The sequence below is a fragment of the Cohaesibacter sp. ES.047 genome (assembly GCF_900215505.1).
Lineage (GTDB): Bacteria > Pseudomonadota > Alphaproteobacteria > Rhizobiales > Cohaesibacteraceae > Cohaesibacter.
In genome coordinates this window covers 4,835,773-4,859,463 of the sequence record NZ_LT907844.1, presented here as the reverse complement: position 1 = coordinate 4,859,463, position 23,691 = coordinate 4,835,773, and the positions used below count along the sequence as shown (strand labels likewise).

The window sequence follows — 23,691 nt, the reverse complement described above, 5'->3', positions numbered from 1 at the left end:
ATATCGGGGTTTTTTAGAAGAATGATTGCATAATAGACGATAAATGTGGAACGTTTCTGCTGTTCTGTATGAAAAATATGCAGAGTTGTAATCTGTACCATAGAAACTGTTGGAATCTTGCGTATTTATTGCGCAAATCTAGTTGTTCTGGAAAGATTCCGGGTGTTTCACGGCACCGGACTGGCAGTCCAGATCGGTGGTTCCGTAAGGGTGCTTAGGGAGAAAGAACTAGATTAATCCAAGTGATCGGAAACTCACGTGACCGCTGCGCGCCACTATGATGTGATCATGCAGAATGACACCGAGCGGTTCTGCTGCGTCGGCAACCTGTTTGGTCATGTCGATATCAGCCCGTGAAGGGGTCGGGTCGCCGCTTGGATGATTGTGAACCATGATGATGGCAGAGGCAGAAAGCTCGAGCGCGCGCTTGACTACCTCGCGAATATAGACCGGTGTGTGATCGACCGTTCCGGTCTGCTGCACTTCATCGGCGATCAGCTTGTTCTTCTTGTCCAGAAAGATGACCCGGAACTGCTCGATATCATTGTAGGCCATGGTGGTGCGGCAATGATCGAGCACCGCGTTCCATGACGACAGGACCGGGCGGTTCTTGACCTGATCGGATGTGAATTTGAAGGCGGCAGCCTGAACCAGCTTGAGTTCGGTGACGACCGATTGTCCAATGCCGGGGATCTCCATCAGCAGACGGTCCGGGGCGGACAGGACCTCGGCGAAAGAGCCGAAGCGGTCCAGCAGGGCCTTGGCGACGGGCTTGGTGTCCCGCCGCGGGATGGCGCGAAAGAGAATGAGCTCAAGCAACTCGTAGTCATGCAGAGCTGCCGGGCCTGCCTCGCGGAACTTTTGGCGCAGGCGGTCGCGGTGGCCCATGTAGTGCGGTGAACCCGCTGCATCCTTCAAACCGCCCATTGCGCTGCCTCCCTGCAAGCCCTCGGGGTTGAGGCTAGTCGTTGCCTAGAATATAGGGCGGCTTGTCATAACCCTTTGGCGACAGGGTGAAGATCTCGCAGCCATCCTCGGTAATGCCGATGGAATGCTCGAACTGGGCCGAAAGGGAGCGATCACGCGTGACGGCGGTCCAGCCGTCGTGCAGCACCTTGACGTGGGGCTTGCCCAGATTGATCATCGGCTCGATGGTGAAGATCATGCCGGGCTTGAGCTCAACGCCTTCGCCCCGCGTGCCATAATGCAGGATGTTGGGTGCATCGTGGAACAACTGGCCGACACCATGGCCGCAAAAATCCCGCACGACACCGCAGCGTTCGCTTTCAGCATATTCCTGAATAGCCGCGCCGATGTCTCCGGTGGTGTTGCCCGGCTTGGATGCGTCGATACCGATCATCAAGGATTTATAGGTGACGTCGAGCAGACGTTCGGCCGCGCGCTTGATCTGGCCAACTGGGTACATCCGCGAACTGTCGCCGTACCAGCCGTCGAGGATGTAGGTGACGTCGACATTGACGATGTCGCCTTCCTTGAGGGGCTTGTCATTGGGGATGCCGTGGCAGACAACATGGTTGATCGAGGTGCAGGTGTATTTCTTATACCCGCGGTAGTTCAGGGTTGCTGGCAAGGCGCCGTTCTCTTCGCCGAAATCACGGATGAAATCATCGATTTCCTGGGTCTTGGTTCCCGGCTTGATCAGTTCGGCAACGCCATCAAGGGCGCGGGCGGTCAACTGGCCAGCCTTACGCATGCCTTCGAAGGCTTCTTCGCCATAAAGGCGAATGTCGCCGGTGTTTCTGAGGGGGGCGCTTGAGGCTTCTATATAATTTACCATTGGATCGTATTCCGATTGCTTCTTTCCCCCATGGATATCGTTCTCGCACGCAATGTGCAAACCGGAAATCGGATCAAAGGGGCACTTTTTGCTTCATCGGTGCAATGAAAGACGCGTTGGGTTCTTCATTGTTCAAAGGGGTGGAGATCAAAGGGGATCGGGTGCGACAGCGTGATACCGTCCGTTGAGATGTCGCAGGCATAAACATAGGCCTCAACTCCTCGCTGGCGTGCAAGGGCAAAGGCGGCGGCATAGTCCGGATCTATGTCCGCAGCAAGGGAGAAGCGCTCAGCGTCCGTGCGCTGGACCAGATAGAGCATCACGGCACGGTGCCCCTCCTGAACCATGTCACCAAGTTCGACAAGATGCTTGGCGCCGCGTTTTGTGACCGAATCCGGGAATTCGGCCAGACCGGGGACGCGCAACAGATGGACGTTTTTCACCTCGACATAGCAATTCGGCAGGCCTTCTCCCTCCAGCAACAGGTCAATACGGCTGTTCTTGCCGTATTTGACTTCGCGCCGAAGGGTCGGGTAGGCGGCGACTTCGCTCACCTTGCCTGCCAGTATGGCCTCTTCGACAATGCGGTTGGGGTGGGCTGTGTTGATGCCAATCATTGCGCCGTCCAGTTCCATGAGTTCCCAACTGTAGGCGAGCTTGCGTTTGGGATTGTCGGACTTTGACAGCCAAACTGTCACGCCGGGGTCTTTCAGGCCCATCATAGAGCCGGGGTTGGCACAATGGGCGGTGATCAGGCTGCCATCATCCAGTTCGATGTCGGCCAGAAAGCGCTTGTAGCGTTTGATCAGAGTGCCTCGAATGAGGGGGGCGGCGAATTGCATGGGCGGTCTCTTCGGCGGGAAGACGTGTTTCGGGATGGGGTGGTCGATGTGTTGTGTCAGCTTAGGGATCCCGTGGGCGCGGTTCAAACGGAAAACGTGGTTTTATGGTTTGGCCTGTGGGGGCTGTTTTGGGATGACGAGCGTGCCATCTTCTTGTTAAGATTAGCGGTGTTGTCAAATAGCCCACTTGAGCGGATGGGCGCCTTGGCGTAAATCCAAGGGCATTCTTTCTGAGCGTCAGCTGGGATCTCCCTTTGCGGGATGAGGGTGTGACGATCAGGAGCCAATAACAGATGTGAGACACGTGCGATGAGTGTAGAGGTGGTGACCGCAGCGGTTCTGGTGATCGGAGACGAGATCCTGTCTGGCCGAACCAAGGACAAGAATGTCGGCTTCATCGCCGATTATCTGACACAGGTCGGGATAGACCTTAAGGAAGTGCGGGTCGTTTCCGATGACATGGACGCCATCGTCGAGGCGGTGAATGCCCTGCGTTCGCGCTTTACCTATGTCTTTACCACCGGCGGCATCGGCCCAACCCATGATGACATCACGGCGGATTCCATTGCGGCGGCCTTCGGGGTCGGGATCGATCATGATCCGCGCGCCATGGCCATTCTTGAGGCGCACTATGACAAGATGGAAGGGACCGACTTCAATGAGGCCCGCAAACGCATGGCGCGCATTCCATTCGGTGCCGATCTGATCAAGAATAAAGTATCGAGTGCACCGGGCTTTCGCCTTGAAAACGTCCATGTCATGGCAGGTGTTCCCTCCGTGATGCAGGCGATGATGGACGAAATCGTCCCCACTCTTCGCACCAACAGCCAGATCGAGAGTGTCACCATCGACAGTGGCCTTGGTGAGGGACTGGTGGCTGGACCCCTGTCCAATCTGCAAACGGATCATCCGCAGGTGGTCATTGGCTCATACCCTTATATCAAGGACAATGTCTTTGCGACCAACATCGTTCTGCGCAGTCGCGACAAGGACGCCCTGTCTGCTGCTGCAGATGCGGTTCATGCGCTCTTGACGGATCTCAAGGGGCACCATCAAGGTCAATTTTAGCAAGCGGCTCCCAAAGGGGCAGGCGTGATCGAAAGCGAGAAGGAAAAGAATATGGCTGAGGCTTCTCCCAATGCCTTTCCCGTTTACTGGGAACAATTTCACAGGGATTGCCGCGCTCTTGCATGGCGTCTCAAAGGGGTCTCCGAATGGAAGGCCATCGTCTGCATTACGCGCGGTGGGCTCGTGCCTGCGGCGATCATCGCCCGTGAGCTGGGTGTGCGGATGATCGATACCGTCTGCGTTGCGTCCTATCACGATTATGAATCGCAAGGTGAGATGCAGGTTCTCAAGCCCATTGATCCGTCGGTGATCGATGTGGAAGGTGGCGATGGCGAAGGTGTGCTGATCATCGACGATCTGGTCGATACGGGCAAAACCGCAAAGGTGGTTCGGGCCATGCTGCCTAAAGCCCATTTCGCCGCGGTCTATGCCAAGCCGATGGGCCGACCTCTCGTCGATACCTATATCACCGAGGTTTCTCAGGATACCTGGATCTATTTCCCCTGGGACATGGGCCTGCAGTTTCAGGCACCGATTGCCAAAGGGCCTGTTGGCTAGTCGCCTGCATTTGTCCTTCAAGTCGACAGGAGGGGCGGTGCTGATCGGTGTCGCCTGCTCTCCTTTGCCACAAGTGGATACCGCTTCGCTGCGTTTCTATCGGCGCGGGCTTTGTGGATGGAGTGTGAGGCATTGCTTGCAATTGCCACTTCATCGCATTAGCAATGGTCGCACCATTTCTGCGGGCATGGCGGAATTGGTAGACGCAAGGGACTTAAAATCCCTCGATCCTAGATCGTCCGGGTTCGATTCCCGGTGCCCGCACCAGATGCTTTGATGCTTCTGTTCGCTACGCATTGGCCTGTTCGATCAGGCCTTTGGAGCTATTTTTCCTTACGGATGACTTTGGCGCCGATCGTGAAACCCAGATGGGATGTGATCATCATGGCCACCACAACGCACACGACCGAGATCGTATAAAAGGACGCTGATTTCTCAACAAATGCGGCCTTGTTGACGAACATGACCGCACTTGCGGCCAGCAGAGCTGCAACGCTCGCCTGCCAGCGCTTTTTCAGGATTGTGCTGATGATGAAATTCGCAATGCCGGGCGGGCTGAACATAGCCGCAAGAAAAAGCCTGGAGAGTGTGTCAAAGTCCATTATGCGTCCGTTCGGGCAAGTCTCGTCTATTTGGCTCGATCATGGCCCGGGTTGCCGTGAATTGGAAGAAAAAACAGGCCAAATATCCCGCCCCTTTTGATGTGCTTGGGAAAACCGGATCAGAAGGGCAGGAATATCGGGATCGCGAAGGTCGAGATGATCAGCGCTATGACCTGAAGCGGTACGCCGATGATGGCGAAATCGCGGAACCGGTAGTTGCCCGGACCCATCACGAGGGTGTTGATGGGAGAGGCGACAGGGGTGGAGAAGGCGGTCGAAGCGGCGATGGCCACGCTCATCAAGAGCGGTTCGGGATTGACGCCCATGATCTTGGCGACTTCGAAGGCAACAGGGGCCAGCAGCACTGCGGTCGCGGTGTTCGAGGTGAACTGGCTGAGAACCGATGTGAGTAGGAAGAAGGAAATCAGCATCATATAGGGTGAATTGGCACCATTGAGCGCGAGCATTTTATCAACGATGAGCGCCAGTCCGCCGGTTTTATCAAGGGCGGTTGCCATGGGGATCATGCCCGCGATCAGGACGAGGCTGCGCCAATTGATGAGCGTGTAAGCCTTTTTGGGATCGACGCACTGGGTGACAACCATGGCGGCTGCTGCAAGGACGACGGCGAGCACGCTGGGCACAACGCGGAAAATGATCAGGCAGAGCATAACCAGCAGAATGCCGATGGCGATGGGGGCGAGCTTTCGGCGGGGCAGGTAATTGTTGATCTCTTCGGGGAAGGACAACAGCAGGAAGTCCTCGCGAGAGGCGCGCAATTTCTGAATGTCGCGCCATTCGCCCAGAACCAGCAATTGGTCGCCGAATTCCATCTCGATGTTGCCGATGTTGCCTCTAATGGCTTTGCCCCGCCGCATGATGCCAACAATGGTCAGATTGTGCTTGGTGCGAAAGCCTGCACCGGAAATCTTGCGCCCCACCAGACGGGAGCGTTGGGTGACGATCAGATCGGCGATGCCCAATTCGCGGGCGGACAGGTGATGACCGGCTTCGTCCATATCGATGACCTTCATGCCAACGGCGGCCAGATCTTCCGGTGAGAGCGGCTCGGCCATGACACCATAGATCACGTCTCCTTCCTGAAAGACGATTTCCGAGTGCATGAAGGACACCTTGGGTTTGGAGCCTGACTGGTCCCGATCCTCGATGCCGAAGACGGTCAGGCCGATCTTGCGGCGCAGCTTCACGCTGACCACGGTCTCATCAATCAGGATGGAGTTTTTGTGCAGCTCCAGCCGGACGATCTGGTCCTTGACGCCATAGGCCGAAATCATGTCGTTGAGAGAGCGGCGTTCCTGTCGCTTGTGGACCGCGGATCCATCGTCGCGGAGCATTTTGCGACCGTAGAAGACCATGTAGACAACGGCGATTGCCAGAATGATCAGGCCGATGGGGGAAAACGCGAAAAAGTTGAATGGCTCGAGGCCAGCTTCCTGCAACTGGGCACTGACAACAAGGTTGGGCGGTGTGCCGATCAGGGTCAGCATGCCGCCAATGAGAGCGCCGTAAGCAAGCGGCATCAAAAGCTTGGAGGGCGAAATGCCGGCACGCGTGGCCAGACGAATGGCGACGGGAATGAAAATCGCCCCGGATCCGGTCACGCTCATGACGGAGGCGAGTGCGGCAACCGACAGCATCAACAGGACAATCAACTTCCATTCATCGTGACCGGCAACCTGAACGATCTTGTCGCCGACAGCGTAGGAAATGCCGGTCTGGGCAAGCCCTTCCCCGACAACGAACAGACCAGCGATCAGAATCACCACCGTTGAGCCGAACCCGGCGACTGTTTCAGCCGGTGTGAGAATGCCGGACAGACCGAGTGCGAGCATGACCCCAATGGCCACAAGATCCAGTCTCACCTTGTCGGTGACAAACAGAATGACCGAGGCTCCAAGGACGATGAAGGTGAAGATAATTTCCCAGGACATTGAGGATCCAATTGATGTGGTGACGGGGCTTTTGAAGATTGGCGAATCCGTTGCCGTGCAACGGTGCGCCAACCATAGCAGAGCCACTGCATATTTCAGCAGGGATGGCCTATAACAGCCATGCTCAAAATGCAGAACTCAAGTTAACATCTGCAATTAATACATACCTGTCAGGTGGTTATCGGATTCGTATGCGCGCGTATTAATACTTTTTGGCCATCACGTGCCTGTGCGCTTCCGCGCTCTCATACCAAGGGCGTGAAGTTCTGACTCTTTAGGGATTCCATTTTTAGCACTGGCGTGATTCAACATGGCAAAGGAGATTTTGCCATGTCTGCCGCTTTGATTCTTAGCGATGCTTTTGACGCCGATAGTTTGCGCCGTCTTGCCAAAGGATGCCGCAATGCCAAACAGAGCCGCCGCCTACTGGCCATTGCGGCTGTCTATGACGGCATGAACCGTGCTGATGCCGCCAAAGTCGGCGGTATGGACCGCCAGACTTTGCGAGATTGGGTTCTTCGCTTCAATGAGCAAGGCACCGATGGTCTTGTCGACATCAAAGCAACCGGCGCTCCCATGCGCTTGAGCCCAGAACAGCTCGAAGAGTTTGTTGCTATCGTTGAAACCGGTCCTGATCCTGAGAAGGACGGCGTCTCTGTCTGGCGTAGCCAGGATCTGGTGCGTGTGATCCAAGAGCGGTTTGGGGTCTCCTACAAGGAACGTGGAGTACGGGATCTTTTGCGCCGCATGGGGTATGTGCGCATATCTGGTCGACCTCAACATCCAGAACAAAAGCCTGAAGTCATTGATGCTTTCAAAAAAACTTCTCCGCAACGTTGGCAGCGCATGTAGGCCATTTGCCAAAGAACAAGCCCATCGAGATTTGGTGGCAAGATGAGGCTAGGCTTGGTCAGAAGAATGGACTGGCCCGACTATGGGCAAAAAAGGGAACCAGACCACGTCTGCCAGCCGATCAGCGATATAAAAATGCCTATCTGTTCGGTGCAATATGTCCAGCGCGTGGCGTTGGCGCGGGATTGATGATGCCTTTTGCAAATACACAGGCCATGCAAATGCACCTCGAAGAAGTCTCAAGGACAGTGGCGCGCGGCGCTCATGCCGTGGTGCTGATGGATCGTGCCGGATGGCATACGACAAGCAGACTCAACGTGCCCAAGAATATCACCATCCTCCTGTTGCCTTCCAAATCACCGGAACTGAACCCAGTTGAGAATATTTGGCAGTATCTGCGCGGTACCTTCCTGTCCAATCGGGTCTTCGAAGACTATGCCGCCATTCTTGATGCTGGTTGCCAAGCATGGAAGAGCCTCTCCGCCAACCCAACCATCATCCATTCAATAGGTATGAGAAAATGGGCTCAAGAAGGTCAGAATTAAATGCCGTTGGTATCACGTCTTTGTTGTGCTTTCTGAGAAAAAAAGCCCCCTTCCGATGATTGATACCAAGGGCGTGAAGTTCTGACTCTTTAGGGATTCCATTTTTAGCACTGGCGTGATTCAACATGGCAAAGGAGATTTTGCCATGTCTGCCGCTTTGATTCTTAGCGATGCTTTTGACGCCGATAGTTTGCGCCGTCTTGCCAAAGGATGCCGCAATGCCAAACAGAGCCGCCGCCTACTGGCCATTGCGGCTGTCTATGACGGCATGAACCGTGCTGATGCCGCCAAAGTCGGCGGTATGGACCGCCAGACTTTGCGAGATTGGGTTCTTCGCTTCAATGAGCAAGGCACCGATGGTCTTGTCGACATCAAAGCAACCGGCGCTCCCATGCGCTTGAGCCCAGAACAGCTCGAAGAGTTTGTTGCTATCGTTGAAACCGGTCCTGATCCTGAGAAGGACGGCGTCTCTGTCTGGCGTAGCCAGGATCTGGTGCGTGTGATCCAAGAGCGGTTTGGGGTCTCCTACAAGGAACGTGGAGTACGGGATCTTTTGCGCCGCATGGGGTATGTGCGCATATCTGGTCGACCTCAACATCCAGAACAAAAGCCTGAAGTCATTGATGCTTTCAAAAAAACTTCTCCGCAACGTTGGCAGCGCATGTAGGCCATTTGCCAAAGAACAAGCCCATCGAGATTTGGTGGCAAGATGAGGCTAGGCTTGGTCAGAAGAATGGACTGGCCCGACTATGGGCAAAAAAGGGAACCAGACCACGTCTGCCAGCCGATCAGCGATATAAAAATGCCTATCTGTTCGGTGCAATATGTCCAGCGCGTGGCGTTGGCGCGGGATTGATGATGCCTTTTGCAAATACACAGGCCATGCAAATGCACCTCGAAGAAGTCTCAAGGACAGTGGCGCGCGGCGCTCATGCCGTGGTGCTGATGGATCGTGCCGGATGGCATACGACAAGCAGACTCAACGTGCCCAAGAATATCACCATCCTCCTGTTGCCTTCCAAATCACCGGAACTGAACCCAGTTGAGAATATTTGGCAGTATCTGCGCGGTACCTTCCTGTCCAATCGGGTCTTCGAAGACTATGCCGCCATTCTTGATGCTGGTTGCCAAGCATGGAAGAGCCTCTCCGCCAACCCAACCATCATCCATTCAATAGGTATGAGAAAATGGGCTCAAGAAGGTCAGAATTAAATGCCGTTGGTATGATCTGAAGGGGGCGATTGATTGATGTCCGAATTCTTTTGGCTACGGCACTAACTGTTAGCGGCAGAAGCGCTTATGGCCGCTATAGGTCGTGAAATAGCCGGTGCGCGGATTAAAGGACCGGTATTTGCTGTGACAATAACGATACCATGCACGGGTCCATGGGCGTGGGCGGCCATAGTGAACCGGACTTGACCTCCGGTAGCTTGGGCCTTTTCGGCCGTGACAATGACGAATGCCGTTGTGGATGTGGCAGCCGCGCCAGTGTCCGCGGTGATAGTGATTGCGAACGCGCGACCAACGGTGTTTGGATGCGCTGTAAAGGGCAGCCGCCCCGACGGCCCCCGCAACCAGACCAGCAACAAAGGCGGCTTTGCGTCCATTGGCGGCGTGCGCCTTGCTGGTTGGAATGGTAATGGCTATGGCTGGCAGGATAGCCACAAGCAAAGCGTAGATAAAAATCTTTCTTGCAAACATTGTGTGCTCCTCGAGATCTCCCCAGTGTCTTCCCAGTCGCAAACAGTAGACCAGTTATACTTGAACATCATGGCAGACTTGGGTGGGTTAGGCTAGAAGAACGTAAAAATAGGTATATTTAAGTACAAAAAGACCACCGTCCTGATGGGGCGGTGGTCTGGCTTTGATCTTCAATCACAATGTTTTAGCGGCAGAAGCGCTTGCGACCGCTATAGGTCGTGTAATACCCGGTGCGCGGGTTAAAAGACCGATATTTGCTGTGACAATAGCTATACCATGCGCCGGACCAGGGACGCGGGCGCGCGTAGTGGCGCGGTCTCACCGGACGATAATGGCGACGCGGAAGGTCGTAACGATAGCCGCGATGGCGACGATCCTTGCGATAATGGCGATAGCGCCGGTCGCCTCTATAATGTCGGCGTGGATTGCCCCGCCAATCAACAGTCTGCGCGACGGCTCCAAGGGTCAATCCCGTGATTGTGCCTGCCACGAACGCTGCGTTTCGACCCTCTGCCGCTTGCGCCTCAGCGGTCGGCAAGGTGACCGTCGCTGTTGCGGCAAGGCCGGCAATGATCGCTATTGCTGCAAATGCTCTTTTAAACATGTTTTCTCTCTCCGATGAATTTGACACTGCTGAGGTGTCAAGAGTCACCCTGACCATCCACAAATCGAACGCTACATGCAAATCGTGATCAGAATGCGGTCAAGGTCGAAATTTATTTTCCCTTTGCCGTTGCCGCGCACTCTTGGCCGATGCTTTGCATCCATATGCACTCTCTGAAGCGCGGTTTTGGTGCGTTTGATACTGAGGAGAAAAGCCACCCTTTTGGGGCGGCTTTTGTTGAGTGGGAGGATTAACGGCAGAAGCGTTTGTGGCCGCTATAAGTGGTGAAGTAGCCGGTGTGTGGATTAAAGGACCGATAGCGGTTGTGGCAGTAGCGATACCATGCACGGGTCCAGGGAGCTGGGCGACCGTGGTAGGCCGGTCCCGCATGATGACCATGGTAATGGCGGCGATGCGAATGGGCGGCCATGGCACCCACGGCAAGACCGGTGAAGGCTCCGATAGCAAAGGCCGCTTTGCGTCCGCCTTTGGCCTCGGCCTCAGAGGTTGGCATGGCAACTGTTGCTGCGGCAGCGAGGGTTGCGATCAGTGCAAAGGTTGCGATGGTTTTCTTGAACATGTCGTTTCTCCTGAAAGGTATCTGTTGTGATCTGGCTTTGAAGGTCAGTGTGTCGCTTTGTTGATTGGGTTGGCGGTGGTGTTCGCCGCCTATACTCATCAGTCGCGGTCAGGCCAGAATGGGTTCAAGAAAAATCGTGTTTTTTGTCGATTTTTATAAAAGGCATGGAAATTCAATGGGATAGTTGATGTGCTTTTCTTTCCTATGGTCTGGGGTAAGGCAGGCTTTCGGCCTTATAGGCGTTGGAGCGTGTCCGTTTCAGCATCGTTTCTGTCTGGGCTGGCCCGCAGATGATTCCTGTGCCAATAATAAGAGTGGGCGTGTCTGACGTTTTTCCATTAAGTTTTTTGAACCAAACGGCGCTCTCAAACGACACAGGTATGACAGTGAAATCGAGGATCGAATGTCTGGATCTGATAATGCCCGTGATCTTGAGCTGTTGCGACAGATCGCGAGCAATGATCGAAAAGCCATAGCTCTTCTGTATCAGAGGCATCATCTTCGGCTTTATCGTTATCTGCTGCGCTTTGTGAAAAGCGAGGCTGTTGCAGAGGAACTTGTGAACGAGACTTTCATCGATGTCTGGCGTGCGGCAGGCAAATTCGAGGGGCGCTCTCAGGTTTCGTCCTGGATCATTTCCATCGGACGGAACAAGGCGATCTCTTTGTTGCGCAAGAAGTCGGACGCAGAGCTGGATGACGATTATGCAACCAGCCTTGAGGACGATAGCGACACCCCGGAGGTCACGACGCTGAAGCAGGACAAGGCCGTGCTCATGCGGATCTGCATCAACAAGCTGAGTGATGAACATCGGGAAGCGATCGATCTCGTTTACTATCAGGAAAAGGCGATCAAGGAGATTGCCGTGATCCTGTCTGTTCCGGAGAACACGGTAAAGACGCGCGTGTTTCACGCTCGAAAGAAACTGTCCGAACTCTTGTCAAAATCCGGCATAGACCGGGGATGGCCATGAAACCCGTTGGATACCCGTGTCGAGGACAATGATCATGATGAATGAAGCGGAAATCGAAAAGCTCCTGCCTTGGTATTCAAAGGGCCTTTTGGAGCGCGATCAGACCGAGCAGGTTGATGCCTACTTGAAGGCGAACCCCGAGATGCAGATGCAGCTTGATCTGATTGCGGAAGAGGCTGATGCGGTCGAGCGGATCCATGCGTCTCTCGGAGCTCCCAAGCCCGGCGGGCTGGACCGGCTGATGGCCGATATCGATGCGATCGAGGCCGAGAAGGCACCGGTTTCGAACACGGCAAACTCTCTGGCTGACAAGTGCAAGGCCTTCTTTGACAATTTCTCTTCGCCGGGCATGCGCATTGCAGCCATGGCGGCCGCCCTGGTGGTTGTCATTCAGGGCGTGATCATCGGCGGATTGATCGAGGGGGGGCAAAAGGCAAACGTGCCGGGCTCCGTCTCGTCCCGCTTTACCACCGCGTCGGGGCCTGCGGAAGCTGTCAGGGTTGATGGCGGCGCTGTCTTCCTTGTTTCCTTCAGGAAGGATGCCCGTATCGATGCCGTTGCCGCATTGCTGAAGACGCAGTCTGCCCGCATCATCAGTGGGCCAAAGGCTGGTGGTTTCTTCGAGCTTCAGGTTCCGTCTGACAAGTTGCCGGACGGTGGGGCCAAGGCGGTGGTTGATGCGCTCAAGGCAGAAACCGACCTTGTGCAGTTTGCATCTGTCTCCGAGTAAGAGTCGAAATCCTTGTTTTTGGTCGGGCCTTGTTTGATGGTCGGGCATTGAGAGACCTTCAAGCGCAATTTGTTGTGACTTATGGTAAGCTGTTCCCCGGAATGGAACCATTGCGGGGCATTGGTGGGCACCTTGCCGCGCTTCGTTTGTTGATTGTTGTTGGTCAGCGCGTCGGAGAGAAGCGATGAAACGGGCAAGACTTCAGAAGATTTTCGGCTATGGATGCGCGGCTTTGACCTGTACCTTCCTTGGATTGTCATCGGTGGCAGGGGCCCAGACCTATGGCCAAACAGGCACCCAGACTGGTCATAGTGACCGGAGAAACGATAGCGGGAATCGCGACCACAAGAAGAGCAATAAATTTGCCCCTGCATTTGGTATCGGAATCGGTATTGCGCGTGAGATTTACCGCCAGAGAGAGTTGGAGCAGGTCGACCCCCAATATGTGGAGCCGCCCGCAACCTATCGCCCTCCCAAACGCATCCAACCGAAACGGATAAAGCCCAAACGTATCAAGCCCAAGCGGACGGCAAAGCCCCAGCGCATTCAGCTGCCGCAAAATCTGCCCGTGCTCGCCAAGGCCAAGCCGCGCATCTATTCGATCGGTGACAAGCCGTGGGCAAGTGAGACGGATTTTCTGATCGCCATGACACCGGGTCTGTCGCGACCGGATCTGGCTTCGTTCCTCAAGGAGTATGGACTGTCTGTGCTCTCGCAGACACGGGTGGGGCTTATCGATCAGGTGCTATTGAAGGTGGCCTATCCGGATGACTTGTCTGTGAGGCGCGCCCTGCAATTGGCGACGGATGACCGCGTGTTTCGAGCTCAGCCGAACTATTATTACTATCCGACCGCAAATGCCGACCCTCAGCCTGTGAGCCTCTTTGCCGAGTTGCAATATGCGTTCGACAAGATGCGTTTGAGCCAGCTTGAAGATGGGGAAACCGGTCGGGGCGTCAAGCTTGCCGTGATTGACAGCGGTATTCGAGGGACCCACCCGGCGCTTTCCGATGCGGTGGCATCAAGTTTCACGGCCTTTCCTGATGCGGATGCCGAGAGCCTCAATTTTGATCATGGCACCGCTGTTGCGTCGATCATTGCGGCCAGAACGGGGATGCGCGGCGTTGCGCAGAATGTTTCGCTGATGTCGGCGCAGGTGTTCCGCTTTGGCGAAAGTGGCAACATGGTCGCCGATAGCTTTGACATTGTGCGCGGCATCGACTGGGCCGTCAGCAATGGCGCGAAAATCCTCAATCTCAGCTTTGCCGGATCAAAAGACAAATTTCTTGCTGATGCTTTGAAACGCGCGAGCGAGAAAGGCGTGATCATGATCGCGGCGGCGGGCAATGAGGGAGCAGATGCGCCAGCGGCCTATCCTGCCGCCTATGAGGATGTGATTGCCGTCACGGCCACCGATGAGGAGGACGGGCTTTATAGCTTTGCCAATCGGGGTGACCATGTCGAACTGGCAGCGCCGGGTGTTGATGTTCTTGTTGCTGCGGGCGAAGAGGGCTATGGCCTTCAGACCGGAACCTCGATGGCGACAGCCTACATTTCCGGCTCGGTGGCCTTGATGCTCGAGCGGGAGCCTCAGTTGGATGTGCAACAGATCAAGGATCGTCTTGCCAGATCCGCACTGGATCTGGGCATCGCGGGGCGTGATCCCGAATTCGGCTATGGCCGTCTTGATGCCTACAAGGCCATCACCAATGAGCTTCAGTCTTCCAATGAAGTGCAGGCAGACACGATGTCCGACGCCGCCAAGGTGACCAAAGCGCTCGATTTTTCCGGCGATGTCCCTGAGGGCGATGTCCCTCAAGGCAAGGGCGCTGAGAAGGACATGTGAGTGTTGGCACCATGCTTGGCTGCGGCTTTAAAGTGTGGAGTGATTTCCCAACGGCCAAGGCTGCTGACAGGATGCTGTCAGTAGCCCTTCTTTATGGTTGGTTTCAACGGCACTGATGCCGTGCCAACTATGGAGAGAAACATGACCAACAATCCCAAGAATGCCGTAACCTGGTTTTCCATTCCTGCAACGGATTTCGACAAATCTGTGAAATTTTACGAGGAGTTGCTCGACATCTCTCTCGATCTGGTGACCATGGAAGGGGATGCTTCAAGCTATGGTCGTTTTCCTGTCATGGACGGCGGTGTCTCCGGCGCGGTGACATCTGATGGCCGATACCGCAAGGGCGGAAATGGCACAGGCGTTGTGATCTATCTTGCCTGCCGGGACATTGATGCGTCGATTGCAAAGCTCGATAAGCTTGGCGGCGAGCTTTTGGCACCAAAGATGCCCTTGCCGGGCGATATGGGGCAGGTGGCTGTGATTGCGGATTGTGACGGCAATCCTGTGGGCTTGCATCAGGCGTGATCTCGCAGTCCTTGCCGCAGTTGACCAAGGCTGGGATCCTTGCGGATCGGAGAGAGAGAATGCGGCGGGCTGATCGTTTGTTTGAGATTGTACAGTTTCTGCGGGGTGGGCGTTTGCTCACCGCGCAGGCTCTTGCCGACCGGTTGGAAGTCTCCAAACGCACCATTTACCGCGATATTCTCGATTTGCAAGCAAGCGGAGTACCCATCGAAGGAGAGGCTGGAGTGGGGTATGTTCTCTCCAGCGATTATCACGTGCCGCCCCTCAGTTTCACGCCCGATGAAATCGCCGCTCTCGTGCTGGGTGCGAGAATGGTGAAGGCGTGGGCGAGCGAGGATCTCAAAAACGCTGCGGAGGAAGCACTGGTCAAGATTGATGCGGTGGTGCCCGACGGGATGCGCAACCTCATGAGCGAGACACAGCTTTATGCCATGAAGCTGGAAGATCAGGGCAGCGAGCGGATGACGCTCGATCAGCTCCGGCTTGCCTGCAAGGAACGGCGTGTAATCGTGATGACCTATCTCAGTCTTGAAGGGCAAGGCAGCACGCGCCGTGTCCGTCCGTTAGGGCTCTATTTTTGGGGGCGCGTCTGGACCTTGCTCAGCTGGTGTGAGCTGAGACAGGATTTCCGCTCTTTTCGCGTCGATCACATCGAAGGTCTTGACGTGATCGAGGAGCACTTCCCGGTTGAGAAGGGGCGGGAGCTGAGGGACTATGTTGCCCGGATGAAAGCGCTCAGCAAAGCGTCTTCCTGACGGTGGGCAATCGCAAATCGGCGCTAAATGTCGAAGTGCTGTTGATCGGGACGCCAGCGATAGATCCAGTCGAATTGCTTGAGCAGTTGGGACTGGGGCATCAGGCGCATGGCCAGATTGCGGGCCGTCGCCATGGGGCCACTATAGTGATAGATGTCGCCGTTCTTGGCCGCGCGCTGCACAACCTGACAGACCCGCGCCTTGCGCATGCGTTCATAGGCCATCAGTCGGATGTGCATGGTGGCGGAAATCTCGTCGATAGCCCGGGCCAGAATGGCGGCGTCCTCGATGGCCATGCCAGCTCCCTGAGCCATAAAGGGCAGCATTCCGTGCGCGGCGTCGCCCAGCAGTGCAACCTTGCCCTTGACCCAATGCTGTTCGGGTTTGTGGCCGCACAGGGCCCATTTCAACCAGCCATCCTGCTCTGCCAGCACTTCGCGGATCTCCAGAGGCCAGCGCGCAAATCGCTTGTTGAGCCAAAGGGCATCGCCCGGGGCGCTCCAGCCCTCTTCGGTCCAGTCTTCATCGACGATTGCGACGATGTTGAGCATATGGCCGCCAACGACCGGATAGTGAACGAGATGGGCCTTTGGCGACAGCCACAGACCGACATTCTGCCGGTCGAAATGCTCGGGAACCATCTGCATGGGCATGGTGATCCGCCATGCGGTCTTGCCCGAATAGGTGGCCGGGCTGCTGCCGACATGCTCGGTGCGGATGCGGGACCAGACGCCATCTGCAGCGATCAATGCCGCGCCGCGGTAAAAGCGCTGCGTGCCATTGCTGCGTTTGCTGCGCACCTCGATATAGTCGTCGGTCTGCGCAATTTCACGCACTTTCCGATCTTCGAGAATTTCAATCAGGTCGAACTGACTGGCACGATGATAGAGCGCCTGATGAAGATCGGCGCGATGGACCACAAAATAGGGAGAGCCATACCGGCTTTCGAAATCGCTGGTATCAAGTGTCGACAAAAGGCTGCCGGAAGTGGCCGAGTGGATGTTGATCTTGGGCGGTGTGACGGCATGCTCCGACAGATAGGGCCAAACGCCCCAATCCTTGAGGCTCGCCGTCGCGTTGGGGGAAATCTGAACACCGGCGCCAACCTCGGTTGGAATCGTGTTGCGCTCGAGTAGCAAAACCGGGATGTTTCTTGAAGCCAGCGCCAAGGCAGCAGACAGACCACCAATACCGGCTCCGGCGATGATGATCGGCAATTGTTCAGTCATGTTTCTTCCCTTTGCGGCACTCGTCAGCAGGACCGGCAATTGTCATCAGAAAGCTGCTTTCCAATGACCCTATGGTGTTTCGGGCCTGTTGCTACTCTTTGATTTGGACACTAGACCGGCCAGTTGATTGCTGTATTGATCCTTAGCAAACAGCACGGCTCCCCGTCTTTGAGGTCTGGCTCTTTTCCCAAGGTGGGGGCTTGCTATTCGTGATAGCAACCAACCGGGTTGGTTTTTGTCTTGCCCATATTTTTATTGTATTTGTAATGGGTTGAGCAGTAGGGGCAGAGAATTTCGCTGTCATCACCCATGTCGAGATAGACGTGCGGGTGGTCTTGCGGCGGGCTTGCGCCCATGCACTGGAATTCGCGAACGCCGATTTCGATTACAGAAACACCCGCGTCATTCTTGAAGTGGGGAATCGTGTGGTCTGCCATGGCTGAATCTCTCTTGATATGCGCGCCTGCCTGCCGGACCTTAACCGGACTGGTGATCAAATCCTAGTGTGCACGGGATACTGCTTAGGAACAATCCCGCTTTTATAAGGCGCGCGCAATTGCCTTCCAAACGAAGATCCCTGGTTGCTCTTTTGTGCCAACCTGTTATGAAACGGGACTATCTGTCCATATCGAACCCAACTGTCTGTCATGCCTCAATTCCAATCCGAAAATGTTACGCTCTCCTATCTTGATGAGGGGGCTGGTGAACCGATCCTGCTCATTCACGGCTTTGCCTCCAACAAGATGATCAACTGGGTCAACCCCGGCTGGGTGCAGACCCTGACCGGCGCGGGCTATCGCGTCATTGCGATTGACAACCGGGGGCACGGGGAGAGCGAAAAGCTCTATGATCCGGCGCTCTATTCGGCCCTTACCATGTCCGAAGATGCGCGGGCCTTGCTTGATCACCTCGAAATCGAAAGCGCCTTTGTGATGGGCTATTCGATGGGCGCTCGGATTTCTGCTTTTCTCTCGCTCAACCATCCCGAGCGGGTGCGGCGGGTGGTTTTTGGCGGGCTTGGCAGTGGCATGATCCATGGCACTGGCGATCCCGAGCCGATCATCAAGGCGTTGAGAACTGACAACGTCGACGAGATCCGCCATGTGGTCGGTAAGTCCTTCCGGCAGTTTGCCGAGCAGACTGGCAGCGACCGGATGGCGCTCGCAGCCTGCATGGCCGCGTCGCGCCAGAAGATATCCGAAGAAGAGCTTTGCGGTCTCAAAGTGCCAGCTCTCGTTGCTGTGGGCACGCGAGATGCCATCGCAGGGTCGGCGCAGGATCTGGCTGATATCCTGCCCGAAGCCCGGGTTTGCGACATTCCCGGTCGCGATCACATGGTTGCGGTTGGCGACAAGGTCTTCAAGAAAGCTGTGCTCGAATTCCTGTCGGAATATTGAGCGGCCCGACGATGCGAGCGCCAGACGATACGGGCGAAAAGCGCGCCTATTTGCCGGTGAAGACCGGTTTGCGCTTTTCTGCAAAGGCCTTGCGTCCTTCTGCATAGTCGGCGCTGTCGTAACAGGCGATGCCCATTTCGCGCAACGCGTCCGCAAGCAGGCAATCGGTCTGGTCGATGGCGCTATTGATGGCCGCTTTGTGATATTGCGCGCTCAAGGGAGCGAGGGTGGCGACCGTCTCGCAGTAGCCTTGTGCTTTGGCATCAAACTCCGCATCCTCGAAAATCTCGTTGAGCAAGCCCATTGCTGCGGCCCTGTCTGCGTCATAGACATTGGCTGTGAGATAAAGGGCCTTGGCATTGGCAGAGCCTGCGAGGGTGACAATGTCGCCGATGGCGCCCAGCGGGTAGCCCACTCCGAGCTTGCCTGCCGGTATGCCGAATTTGCCGCTTTTGTTGGAAAGACGCAGATCGCACGCAGCAGCCAGTCCGAGGCCGCCTCCCATGCAGAAGCCCTTGATAAGCGCGATGGTCGGCTTTTTCGCATTGCGAATCTGGCGATAGCAATCGGCATTGATATCATCATAGCGGGAGGCGGAGGCTGTGTCCTTGCGCACCGTGTCGAATTCGGAAATGTCAGCCCCCGAGATGAAGGCCTTCTCGCCAGCCCCGGTGAAGGCAATGACGTGAATGGCGGGGTCGTCGTCCAGTTGCTTTACCGCAGCCGGGATTGCCTGCCACATATCAAGGGTCATGGCGTTGCGGCGGGTTTCGTTGTTGATGATGATCCGACCGATGGTGCCGGAGCGCTCGATGAGGATCTTGTCGGTGGTTTGGGTGTTTGTCATGACTGTGATATCTTGGCTTTTGGTGATTGAAATGGGGCAAATAAAAACCCCGCAACTCAAATGTGATGGCGCTGCTCTTGCGGGTGACATCTGCGCAGACTATGTCTAGCGGCAATGTTGGCCCTTTGAAAGTCGGGCAATAGGCGAAGGAAGAGGCAAAGAGCAATGGCTGAAAGCAGTCTGAAGAGCGTAAGCGGCGAGGAGCTGGATCTGGTTGATCCGATCTGGCATCGGGTTCGTTCCGAAGCGGAAGAGGTGATCCGTGCCGAACCGGTGCTGAGCAGCTTCATCTATTCCACGGTTCTCAGTCACAAGCGTCTTGAGAATGCGGTCATGCACCGGCTGGTGGATCGTATGCACAGCCCCGCGATGGACTCGGAGGCTATCCGTCAGGCCTATCGTGAGGCCTATGCCTCCGATCCCTCCCTTTCAGACGCCATGCGCGCCGATATCGTCGCAGTGGTTGATCGCGACCCTGCGTGCGACCGCTATCTTGATCCCTTGCTCTATTTCAAGGGGTTTCAGGCCATCCAAACCCATCGTCTTGCCAACTGGCTCTGGAAAAATGGTCGTCAGGATTTTGCCCTCTATCTGCAAAGCGTCAGCTCGGCGGTCTTTCAGGTGGATATTCATCCGTGCGTTCCGCTTGGCAAGGGGATATTCTTCGACCATGCCACCGGTATCGTCATTGGGGCCACTGCGGTTGTCGAGGATGATGTGTCCATTCTTCAGGGCGTTACTCTTGGCGGGACCGGCAAGGAAGGCGGTGATCGCCATCCCAAGATTCGCCATGGCGTCCTGATCGGGGCCGGTGCCAATGTGCTTGGCAACATCGAAATCGGCAATTGCTCACGCATCGCCGCCGGGTCTGTCGTGCTCAAGGATGTCGCCCCCAACACCACGGTGGCTGGCGTTCCCGCCAAGATGGTTGGCAAGGCCGGATGTGCCGAGCCTGCGCGCACCATGGATCAGATTTTACGCGAAACCGAATAGCTTCGTGTGCGTTATCCTTGGTGGCTTGGCTAGAGTGGCCAAATCGCGCATGTGGACAATGATGTGTGGAAAGCGGCTTTACTCTGGAAGCTCGTTATGTCACTTCACCAACGAGCATATTAAGGCATTGCGGATCGTTTAGGGCGGCTTTGCAAATCGGGCCCTTAGGATAAGATGGCATCTGCATCTGATCCCGCATACAACAAACTTTTTGCAGGAGGCAATTTTGGACAAGACCGAACTGGCGAAACTTCAGAATTTCATGCGTCGGACCTTGCAGTCCCCAAAACTCGAAGTGCGCGCTCGCCCCCGCAAAGATGATTCTGCCGAAGTGTATGTTGAGGACGAGTTTGTCGGCGTTCTGTTCCGCGATGAGGAAGACGGGGACCTGTCCTACAATTTCTCGATGGCGATTCTGGACTATGACCTCGAGGAGCAATGAGCCTTACGGCGCCCTTTCGAGAGATTTGACATTGCATCAAAGCTGCCTGATCCCTGATCCGGCGGCTTTTTTGTTGTCTTTTCTAGGGGTGTTCCAAAGGGCCGCCCTAGGTGACTTTCCCCCTTGCCTAGGGGAAATGGACAAAGCCGGTGACGCGGTCCTTGATGGTTTCGTCCATGCGTTTCCATTCCTTCAGCAAAGGCAGGCGAAAGCGATAGCTTAGTTGCACTTTGCCAGTGAGCATGATGTCGCGCATGCAGAATGTGGGGGAGCCTTTTACGGGCTGGACACAACGGGCGACAAAGGGCTCGCTTTCATCCGGTTTGAAATAGACCGTCTCTCCGGCGAAGCTTGATTTCGGGTCCATGGCAAAGCCAATCAATCTGGCCGGCCCGCTGATCGGGTCACCATCGAAATGCTCGCTATAGACCGTATAGAGCCGCTCGGAGCTTGAGAGGATCTGCTCGGGCTGACTGAGGGTGGCGTAGATCAGACGCGAGTCGGGGCCCGAATTGCTGAAGTGAACCTGATTGTCACGGGTGAAGCCTTCCAGTTCCGGCCAGAGCATGACGAGGTCCAGCTGTTGGACCATGGCGTCTTCGCGTTGTTCGGGGCGGCGGATCATATTCTCGGGCACCGTGAAGCGAATGTCGCCGATGAGGATGATTTTCGGCTCGGTCTTGGCGCTGTAGGGGCTGTTGAGAAGCTCGGGGCCGGAATATTCGAACAGGCGACTGACGATGAACAGGGTCGTGATGGCAATCAGCCCGGCAATAAGCAGAAAGAAAATCCATCTCTGCGGCGAACCATGTTCGTCAAGCGGCTGTTGCATCTCTGTCCTTTGCTGCTGTCCTTGCCCTGTCATTATTGGATAAGGGGCATTGCAAGCTTAAGCAATCCTCTCTGGCGCTTCAATGAACAGTTTGGCGGGAGGTCCGGCCCGATGCGGACGGGCCCGGCGGCACGCGGATTGCACTTTCCTGATCAATGCATTCGCTCTGTTTCAAGGTGAGACGAAATGGAGCCAGAAATCAGGAAAGGTGTCCATAGATGGGACTTGAAGTGTTTGCGTTTGTCTATGTCACATGTGTGGGATTCGTCTGCGCGGGGATTCTCTCCAGCCTTTATCAGTTGTTCGCTCAACGGCCGGTCGGTTTTCGGGTTGAGGCTGAGAGCTGGGGGAAAGCCATGATCGCGATCGGGATGTGTACCTTTGCCGGCCCGTTCATTATCATGCGCAATGCCTTGCGGGGGCGCCGGATCGAGAACAGGCCGATCGGTTGGCTGTTCGGTTCGTCTGCCATTGCAGGTCTTTGGAGTGCCTGCTCGGGTGTGCTTCTGCTCAATGCTGTTGTTGGCACGATGACCGCCGTGGGGTGAATGCCCGCAGCAAAGAAGCAGCAAAGAAGAAGGAGGAGAGCAGGGTGACACTTTATCAATTGGGAGAGGTTCGACCCGAATTGCCGGAAGCGGGAGACTGCTGGGTCGCACCGTCGGCGAGTGTGATCGGCAAGGTCATTCTGAAATCGAGCGCAAGTGTCTGGTTCGGAGCCGTGCTTCGCGGTGACAACGAGGCCATTACTGTTGGAGAGCGCAGCAACATTCAGGAAGGCAGCACGTTGCACACCGACATGGGGTATCCGCTCGATATTGGCAGTGACTGCACGATTGGTCACAATGTGATCCTGCACGGATGCACGATCGGTGACAATTCGCTGATTGGAATGGGAGCGGTGATCCTCAACGGGGCTAAAATCGGGCGCAATTGCCTGATCGGTGCCAAAGCGCTGATCCCGGAGGGCAAGGAGATTCCCGACAATTCCCTCGTCATGGGGATGCCGGGCAAAGTTGTTCGCGTGCTTGATGAGGAGGCCGTCGCCAAACTGACCGCCTCGGCGCGCAACTATGTCGCCAACTGGAAGCGGTTTGCGTCTGAACTGCAGGCGATCTAGCCTCTATACCGTTCAACCGGATGGCCCAAAAGGGCAAGGGCCAGCTGCGGGGACAGCTGGCCCTCAAAACCTGATCGATGCGGACGGGAAGTGGGGATTTACGATCAGGTTTTGTCTTCGTACTTCATGTCAAGAGCTGTCACACTGGCAAGAGTTCGAACCCCACTTATTCCTATGTTTCTTCAATCAGTTAGCATGTGTGTCTTTCAGAGCAGGCCGATCTAGCTGCCAGTTATCTTTGGTCAAGGATCGCGGTCCAGTTTGAAGGGTGAAGCGCGGCCTGGCGTTTGACATAATGATAAGGTGTCTGGTCCCACGGCAGGATGCGCGAGTCCTGATTATCAAGAATGAGGTCGCCCCGGTCGGTCCGTACGGTGAGCACGGCATGGCCGTTGCCATTGACTTCGCGCACAACCGTGATGAGCAGCGCCGTTTCTGGCCAGCCGAGATTGTTCAACAGGCGCCGTTTGAGCAGGGCATAGTCTTCGCAGTCCCCTGCGTTGCCCGGATAGGTCCATACTTCCTCGGTGCGATAGAGCTCCTGATCGGTAACCGGTTTCACGGTCTGGTTGACCTGATTGTTGATGTTGATCAGCTGTTCCCAGTTTTCCGGCGTCAGGCGCACCGCCTGATCCACGCTGAAGGACTTGTTGCATTCGCGCGGATTCTGGCGGCAGAATTCGACATGTCCTATGGGTGCAGAGGTTTTCCCTGAAAGGGTCATGAATGGTGAAAAGGATGCTGCTTGTGATTGGCTGATGAAGGCCAAGCTTGTGAAGCAGAAAAATGCAAATCCCCAAATGCGCTTTTTCATGTAAATCTCCCGTCGTTGTCTGGAGATTTATAGCGCCTTCGATTTTATATACTTCCAACTTTGCTTGGTACATTTGAGTATAA

27 protein-coding genes and 1 tRNA gene are annotated in these 23,691 nt (G+C 55.6%); 15 read left to right on the top strand and 13 right to left on the bottom strand.

The window, feature by feature from the left end:
- Positions 1–228 precede the first annotated feature (228 nt).
- The 3 genes from radC to sfsA form a co-directional block, all read right to left on the bottom strand.
- The gene (gene radC / locus CPH65_RS22555) at positions 229–927 is read right to left on the bottom strand and encodes a DNA repair protein RadC (RefSeq protein WP_096175951.1); all 699 of its coding nucleotides are present in this window, start codon (positions 925–927) and stop codon (positions 229–231) included.
- Positions 928–961: 34 nt separating this feature from the next.
- Positions 962–1,798, bottom strand: a complete 837-nt coding sequence (gene map, locus CPH65_RS22550) for a type I methionyl aminopeptidase (RefSeq protein ID WP_096175950.1) — start codon at positions 1,796–1,798, stop codon at positions 962–964.
- Between the two features lie 125 nt (positions 1,799–1,923).
- Positions 1,924–2,640, bottom strand: coding sequence for a DNA/RNA nuclease SfsA (gene sfsA, locus CPH65_RS22545; protein ID WP_096175949.1), 717 nt, complete (start codon positions 2,638–2,640; stop codon positions 1,924–1,926).
- A gap of 309 nt (positions 2,641–2,949) precedes the next feature.
- Here sfsA and CPH65_RS22535 point away from each other — a divergent pair, with 309 nt between their 5' ends.
- The 3 genes from CPH65_RS22535 (at position 2,950) to CPH65_RS22525 (ending at position 4,533) form a co-directional block, all read left to right on the top strand.
- The gene (locus CPH65_RS22535; RefSeq protein ID WP_096175947.1) at positions 2,950–3,708 is read left to right on the top strand and encodes a competence/damage-inducible protein A; all 759 of its coding nucleotides are present in this window, start codon (positions 2,950–2,952) and stop codon (positions 3,706–3,708) included.
- A gap of 51 nt (positions 3,709–3,759) precedes the next feature.
- The gene (gene gpt, locus CPH65_RS22530; protein WP_096176575.1) at positions 3,760–4,266 is read left to right on the top strand and encodes a xanthine phosphoribosyltransferase; all 507 of its coding nucleotides are present in this window, start codon (positions 3,760–3,762) and stop codon (positions 4,264–4,266) included.
- 181 nt (positions 4,267–4,447) lie between these two features.
- Positions 4,448–4,533, top strand: a tRNA-Leu gene (locus tag CPH65_RS22525).
- 56 nt (positions 4,534–4,589) lie between these two features.
- Here the strand turns inward: CPH65_RS22525 and CPH65_RS22520 are convergent.
- Positions 4,590–4,868 (bottom strand): hypothetical protein, encoded by a 279-nt coding sequence (locus CPH65_RS22520; protein ID WP_096175946.1) that lies wholly within the window; start codon positions 4,866–4,868, stop codon positions 4,590–4,592.
- A 119-nt stretch (positions 4,869–4,987) separates the two neighbouring features.
- Positions 4,988–6,820, bottom strand: a complete 1,833-nt coding sequence (locus tag CPH65_RS22515) for an SLC13 family permease (RefSeq protein WP_096175945.1) — start codon at positions 6,818–6,820, stop codon at positions 4,988–4,990.
- Between the two features lie 330 nt (positions 6,821–7,150).
- On the opposite strand from CPH65_RS22515, the gene CPH65_RS22510 reads away from it, so the two are divergent.
- A protein-coding gene (locus CPH65_RS22510) for an IS630 family transposase (RefSeq protein ID WP_096171592.1) occupies positions 7,151–8,217 on the top strand; the annotation gives its coding sequence in 2 pieces (ribosomal slippage) (positions 7,151–7,655 and positions 7,655–8,217; 1,068 coding nt in all).
- Positions 8,218–8,362: 145 nt separating this feature from the next.
- Positions 8,363–9,429 (top strand): IS630 family transposase gene (locus CPH65_RS22505; protein ID WP_096171592.1). Its coding sequence is split into 2 segments (ribosomal slippage): positions 8,363–8,867 and positions 8,867–9,429, totalling 1,068 coding nucleotides; the frame shifts between segments, so codons are not numbered across the junction.
- A 69-nt stretch (positions 9,430–9,498) separates the two neighbouring features.
- Here the strand turns inward: CPH65_RS22505 and CPH65_RS22500 are convergent.
- The 3 genes from CPH65_RS22500 to CPH65_RS22490 form a co-directional block, all read right to left on the bottom strand.
- Positions 9,499–9,918: a BA14K family protein gene (locus CPH65_RS22500; RefSeq protein WP_096175944.1), complete on the bottom strand. Its 420-nt coding sequence runs from the start codon at positions 9,916–9,918 to the stop codon at positions 9,499–9,501.
- A gap of 184 nt (positions 9,919–10,102) precedes the next feature.
- Complete coding sequence (locus CPH65_RS22495; RefSeq protein ID WP_096175943.1) at positions 10,103–10,522, bottom strand: BA14K family protein; 420 nt, start codon at positions 10,520–10,522, stop codon at positions 10,103–10,105.
- A gap of 250 nt (positions 10,523–10,772) precedes the next feature.
- A complete protein-coding gene (locus tag CPH65_RS22490) occupies positions 10,773–11,102 on the bottom strand; it encodes a BA14K family protein (protein ID WP_096175942.1) in 330 nt (109 codons plus the stop codon).
- 403 nt (positions 11,103–11,505) lie between these two features.
- Between CPH65_RS22490 and CPH65_RS22485 the strand changes: the two genes are divergently transcribed.
- The 5 genes from CPH65_RS22485 (at position 11,506) to CPH65_RS22465 (ending at position 15,934) form a co-directional block, all read left to right on the top strand.
- Positions 11,506–12,075: a sigma-70 family RNA polymerase sigma factor gene (locus tag CPH65_RS22485; protein ID WP_096175941.1), complete on the top strand. Its 570-nt coding sequence runs from the start codon at positions 11,506–11,508 to the stop codon at positions 12,073–12,075.
- A gap of 34 nt (positions 12,076–12,109) precedes the next feature.
- Positions 12,110–12,805 (top strand): hypothetical protein, encoded by a 696-nt coding sequence (locus CPH65_RS22480; RefSeq protein WP_157747864.1) that lies wholly within the window; start codon positions 12,110–12,112, stop codon positions 12,803–12,805.
- A gap of 184 nt (positions 12,806–12,989) precedes the next feature.
- Complete coding sequence (locus CPH65_RS22475; protein ID WP_096175939.1) at positions 12,990–14,651, top strand: S8 family serine peptidase; 1,662 nt, start codon at positions 12,990–12,992, stop codon at positions 14,649–14,651.
- A gap of 141 nt (positions 14,652–14,792) precedes the next feature.
- Positions 14,793–15,179 (top strand): VOC family protein, encoded by a 387-nt coding sequence (locus CPH65_RS22470; protein WP_096175938.1) that lies wholly within the window; start codon positions 14,793–14,795, stop codon positions 15,177–15,179.
- 59 nt (positions 15,180–15,238) lie between these two features.
- On the top strand, positions 15,239–15,934 hold the full coding sequence (locus CPH65_RS22465; RefSeq protein WP_096176574.1) for a YafY family protein: 696 nt from the start codon (positions 15,239–15,241) through the stop codon (positions 15,932–15,934).
- Positions 15,935–15,957: 23 nt separating this feature from the next.
- Here the strand turns inward: CPH65_RS22465 and CPH65_RS22460 are convergent, their stop codons facing one another.
- Complete coding sequence (locus tag CPH65_RS22460) at positions 15,958–17,163, bottom strand: FAD-dependent monooxygenase (protein ID WP_096175937.1); 1,206 nt, start codon at positions 17,161–17,163, stop codon at positions 15,958–15,960.
- 203 nt (positions 17,164–17,366) lie between these two features.
- Positions 17,367–17,600 (bottom strand): zinc-finger domain-containing protein, encoded by a 234-nt coding sequence (locus CPH65_RS22455; RefSeq protein ID WP_096175936.1) that lies wholly within the window; start codon positions 17,598–17,600, stop codon positions 17,367–17,369.
- Between the two features lie 210 nt (positions 17,601–17,810).
- On the opposite strand from CPH65_RS22455, the gene CPH65_RS22450 reads away from it, so the two are divergent.
- Complete coding sequence (locus CPH65_RS22450) at positions 17,811–18,560, top strand: alpha/beta fold hydrolase (RefSeq protein WP_096175935.1); 750 nt, start codon at positions 17,811–17,813, stop codon at positions 18,558–18,560.
- Positions 18,561–18,606: 46 nt separating this feature from the next.
- On the opposite strand, the gene CPH65_RS22445 is transcribed toward CPH65_RS22450, so the two are convergent.
- Complete coding sequence (locus CPH65_RS22445; RefSeq protein ID WP_096175934.1) at positions 18,607–19,407, bottom strand: enoyl-CoA hydratase; 801 nt, start codon at positions 19,405–19,407, stop codon at positions 18,607–18,609.
- A gap of 165 nt (positions 19,408–19,572) precedes the next feature.
- Between CPH65_RS22445 and cysE the strand changes: the two genes are divergently transcribed.
- Both cysE and CPH65_RS22435 read left to right on the top strand, forming a co-directional pair.
- Positions 19,573–20,400, top strand: coding sequence for a serine O-acetyltransferase (gene cysE / locus CPH65_RS22440; RefSeq protein WP_096175933.1), 828 nt, complete (start codon positions 19,573–19,575; stop codon positions 20,398–20,400).
- Positions 20,401–20,626: 226 nt separating this feature from the next.
- Positions 20,627–20,842: a DUF3126 family protein gene (locus tag CPH65_RS22435; RefSeq protein WP_096176573.1), complete on the top strand. Its 216-nt coding sequence runs from the start codon at positions 20,627–20,629 to the stop codon at positions 20,840–20,842.
- Positions 20,843–20,969: 127 nt separating this feature from the next.
- Here CPH65_RS22435 and CPH65_RS22430 read toward each other — a convergent pair whose 3' ends face one another.
- Complete coding sequence (locus CPH65_RS22430) at positions 20,970–21,674, bottom strand: hypothetical protein (RefSeq protein ID WP_096175932.1); 705 nt, start codon at positions 21,672–21,674, stop codon at positions 20,970–20,972.
- 218 nt (positions 21,675–21,892) lie between these two features.
- Between CPH65_RS22430 and CPH65_RS22425 the strand changes: the two genes are divergently transcribed.
- The gene (locus CPH65_RS22425) at positions 21,893–22,222 is read left to right on the top strand and encodes a hypothetical protein (RefSeq protein ID WP_096175931.1); all 330 of its coding nucleotides are present in this window, start codon (positions 21,893–21,895) and stop codon (positions 22,220–22,222) included.
- A 44-nt stretch (positions 22,223–22,266) separates the two neighbouring features.
- Positions 22,267–22,794, top strand: coding sequence for a gamma carbonic anhydrase family protein (locus CPH65_RS22420; RefSeq protein ID WP_096176572.1), 528 nt, complete (start codon positions 22,267–22,269; stop codon positions 22,792–22,794).
- Positions 22,795–23,026: 232 nt separating this feature from the next.
- Here CPH65_RS22420 and CPH65_RS22415 read toward each other — a convergent pair whose 3' ends face one another.
- Entirely contained in the window at positions 23,027–23,608 is a 582-nt protein-coding gene (locus tag CPH65_RS22415) for a transglutaminase-like cysteine peptidase (RefSeq protein WP_096175930.1), read from the bottom strand.
- Positions 23,609–23,691: the final 83 nt, after the last annotated feature.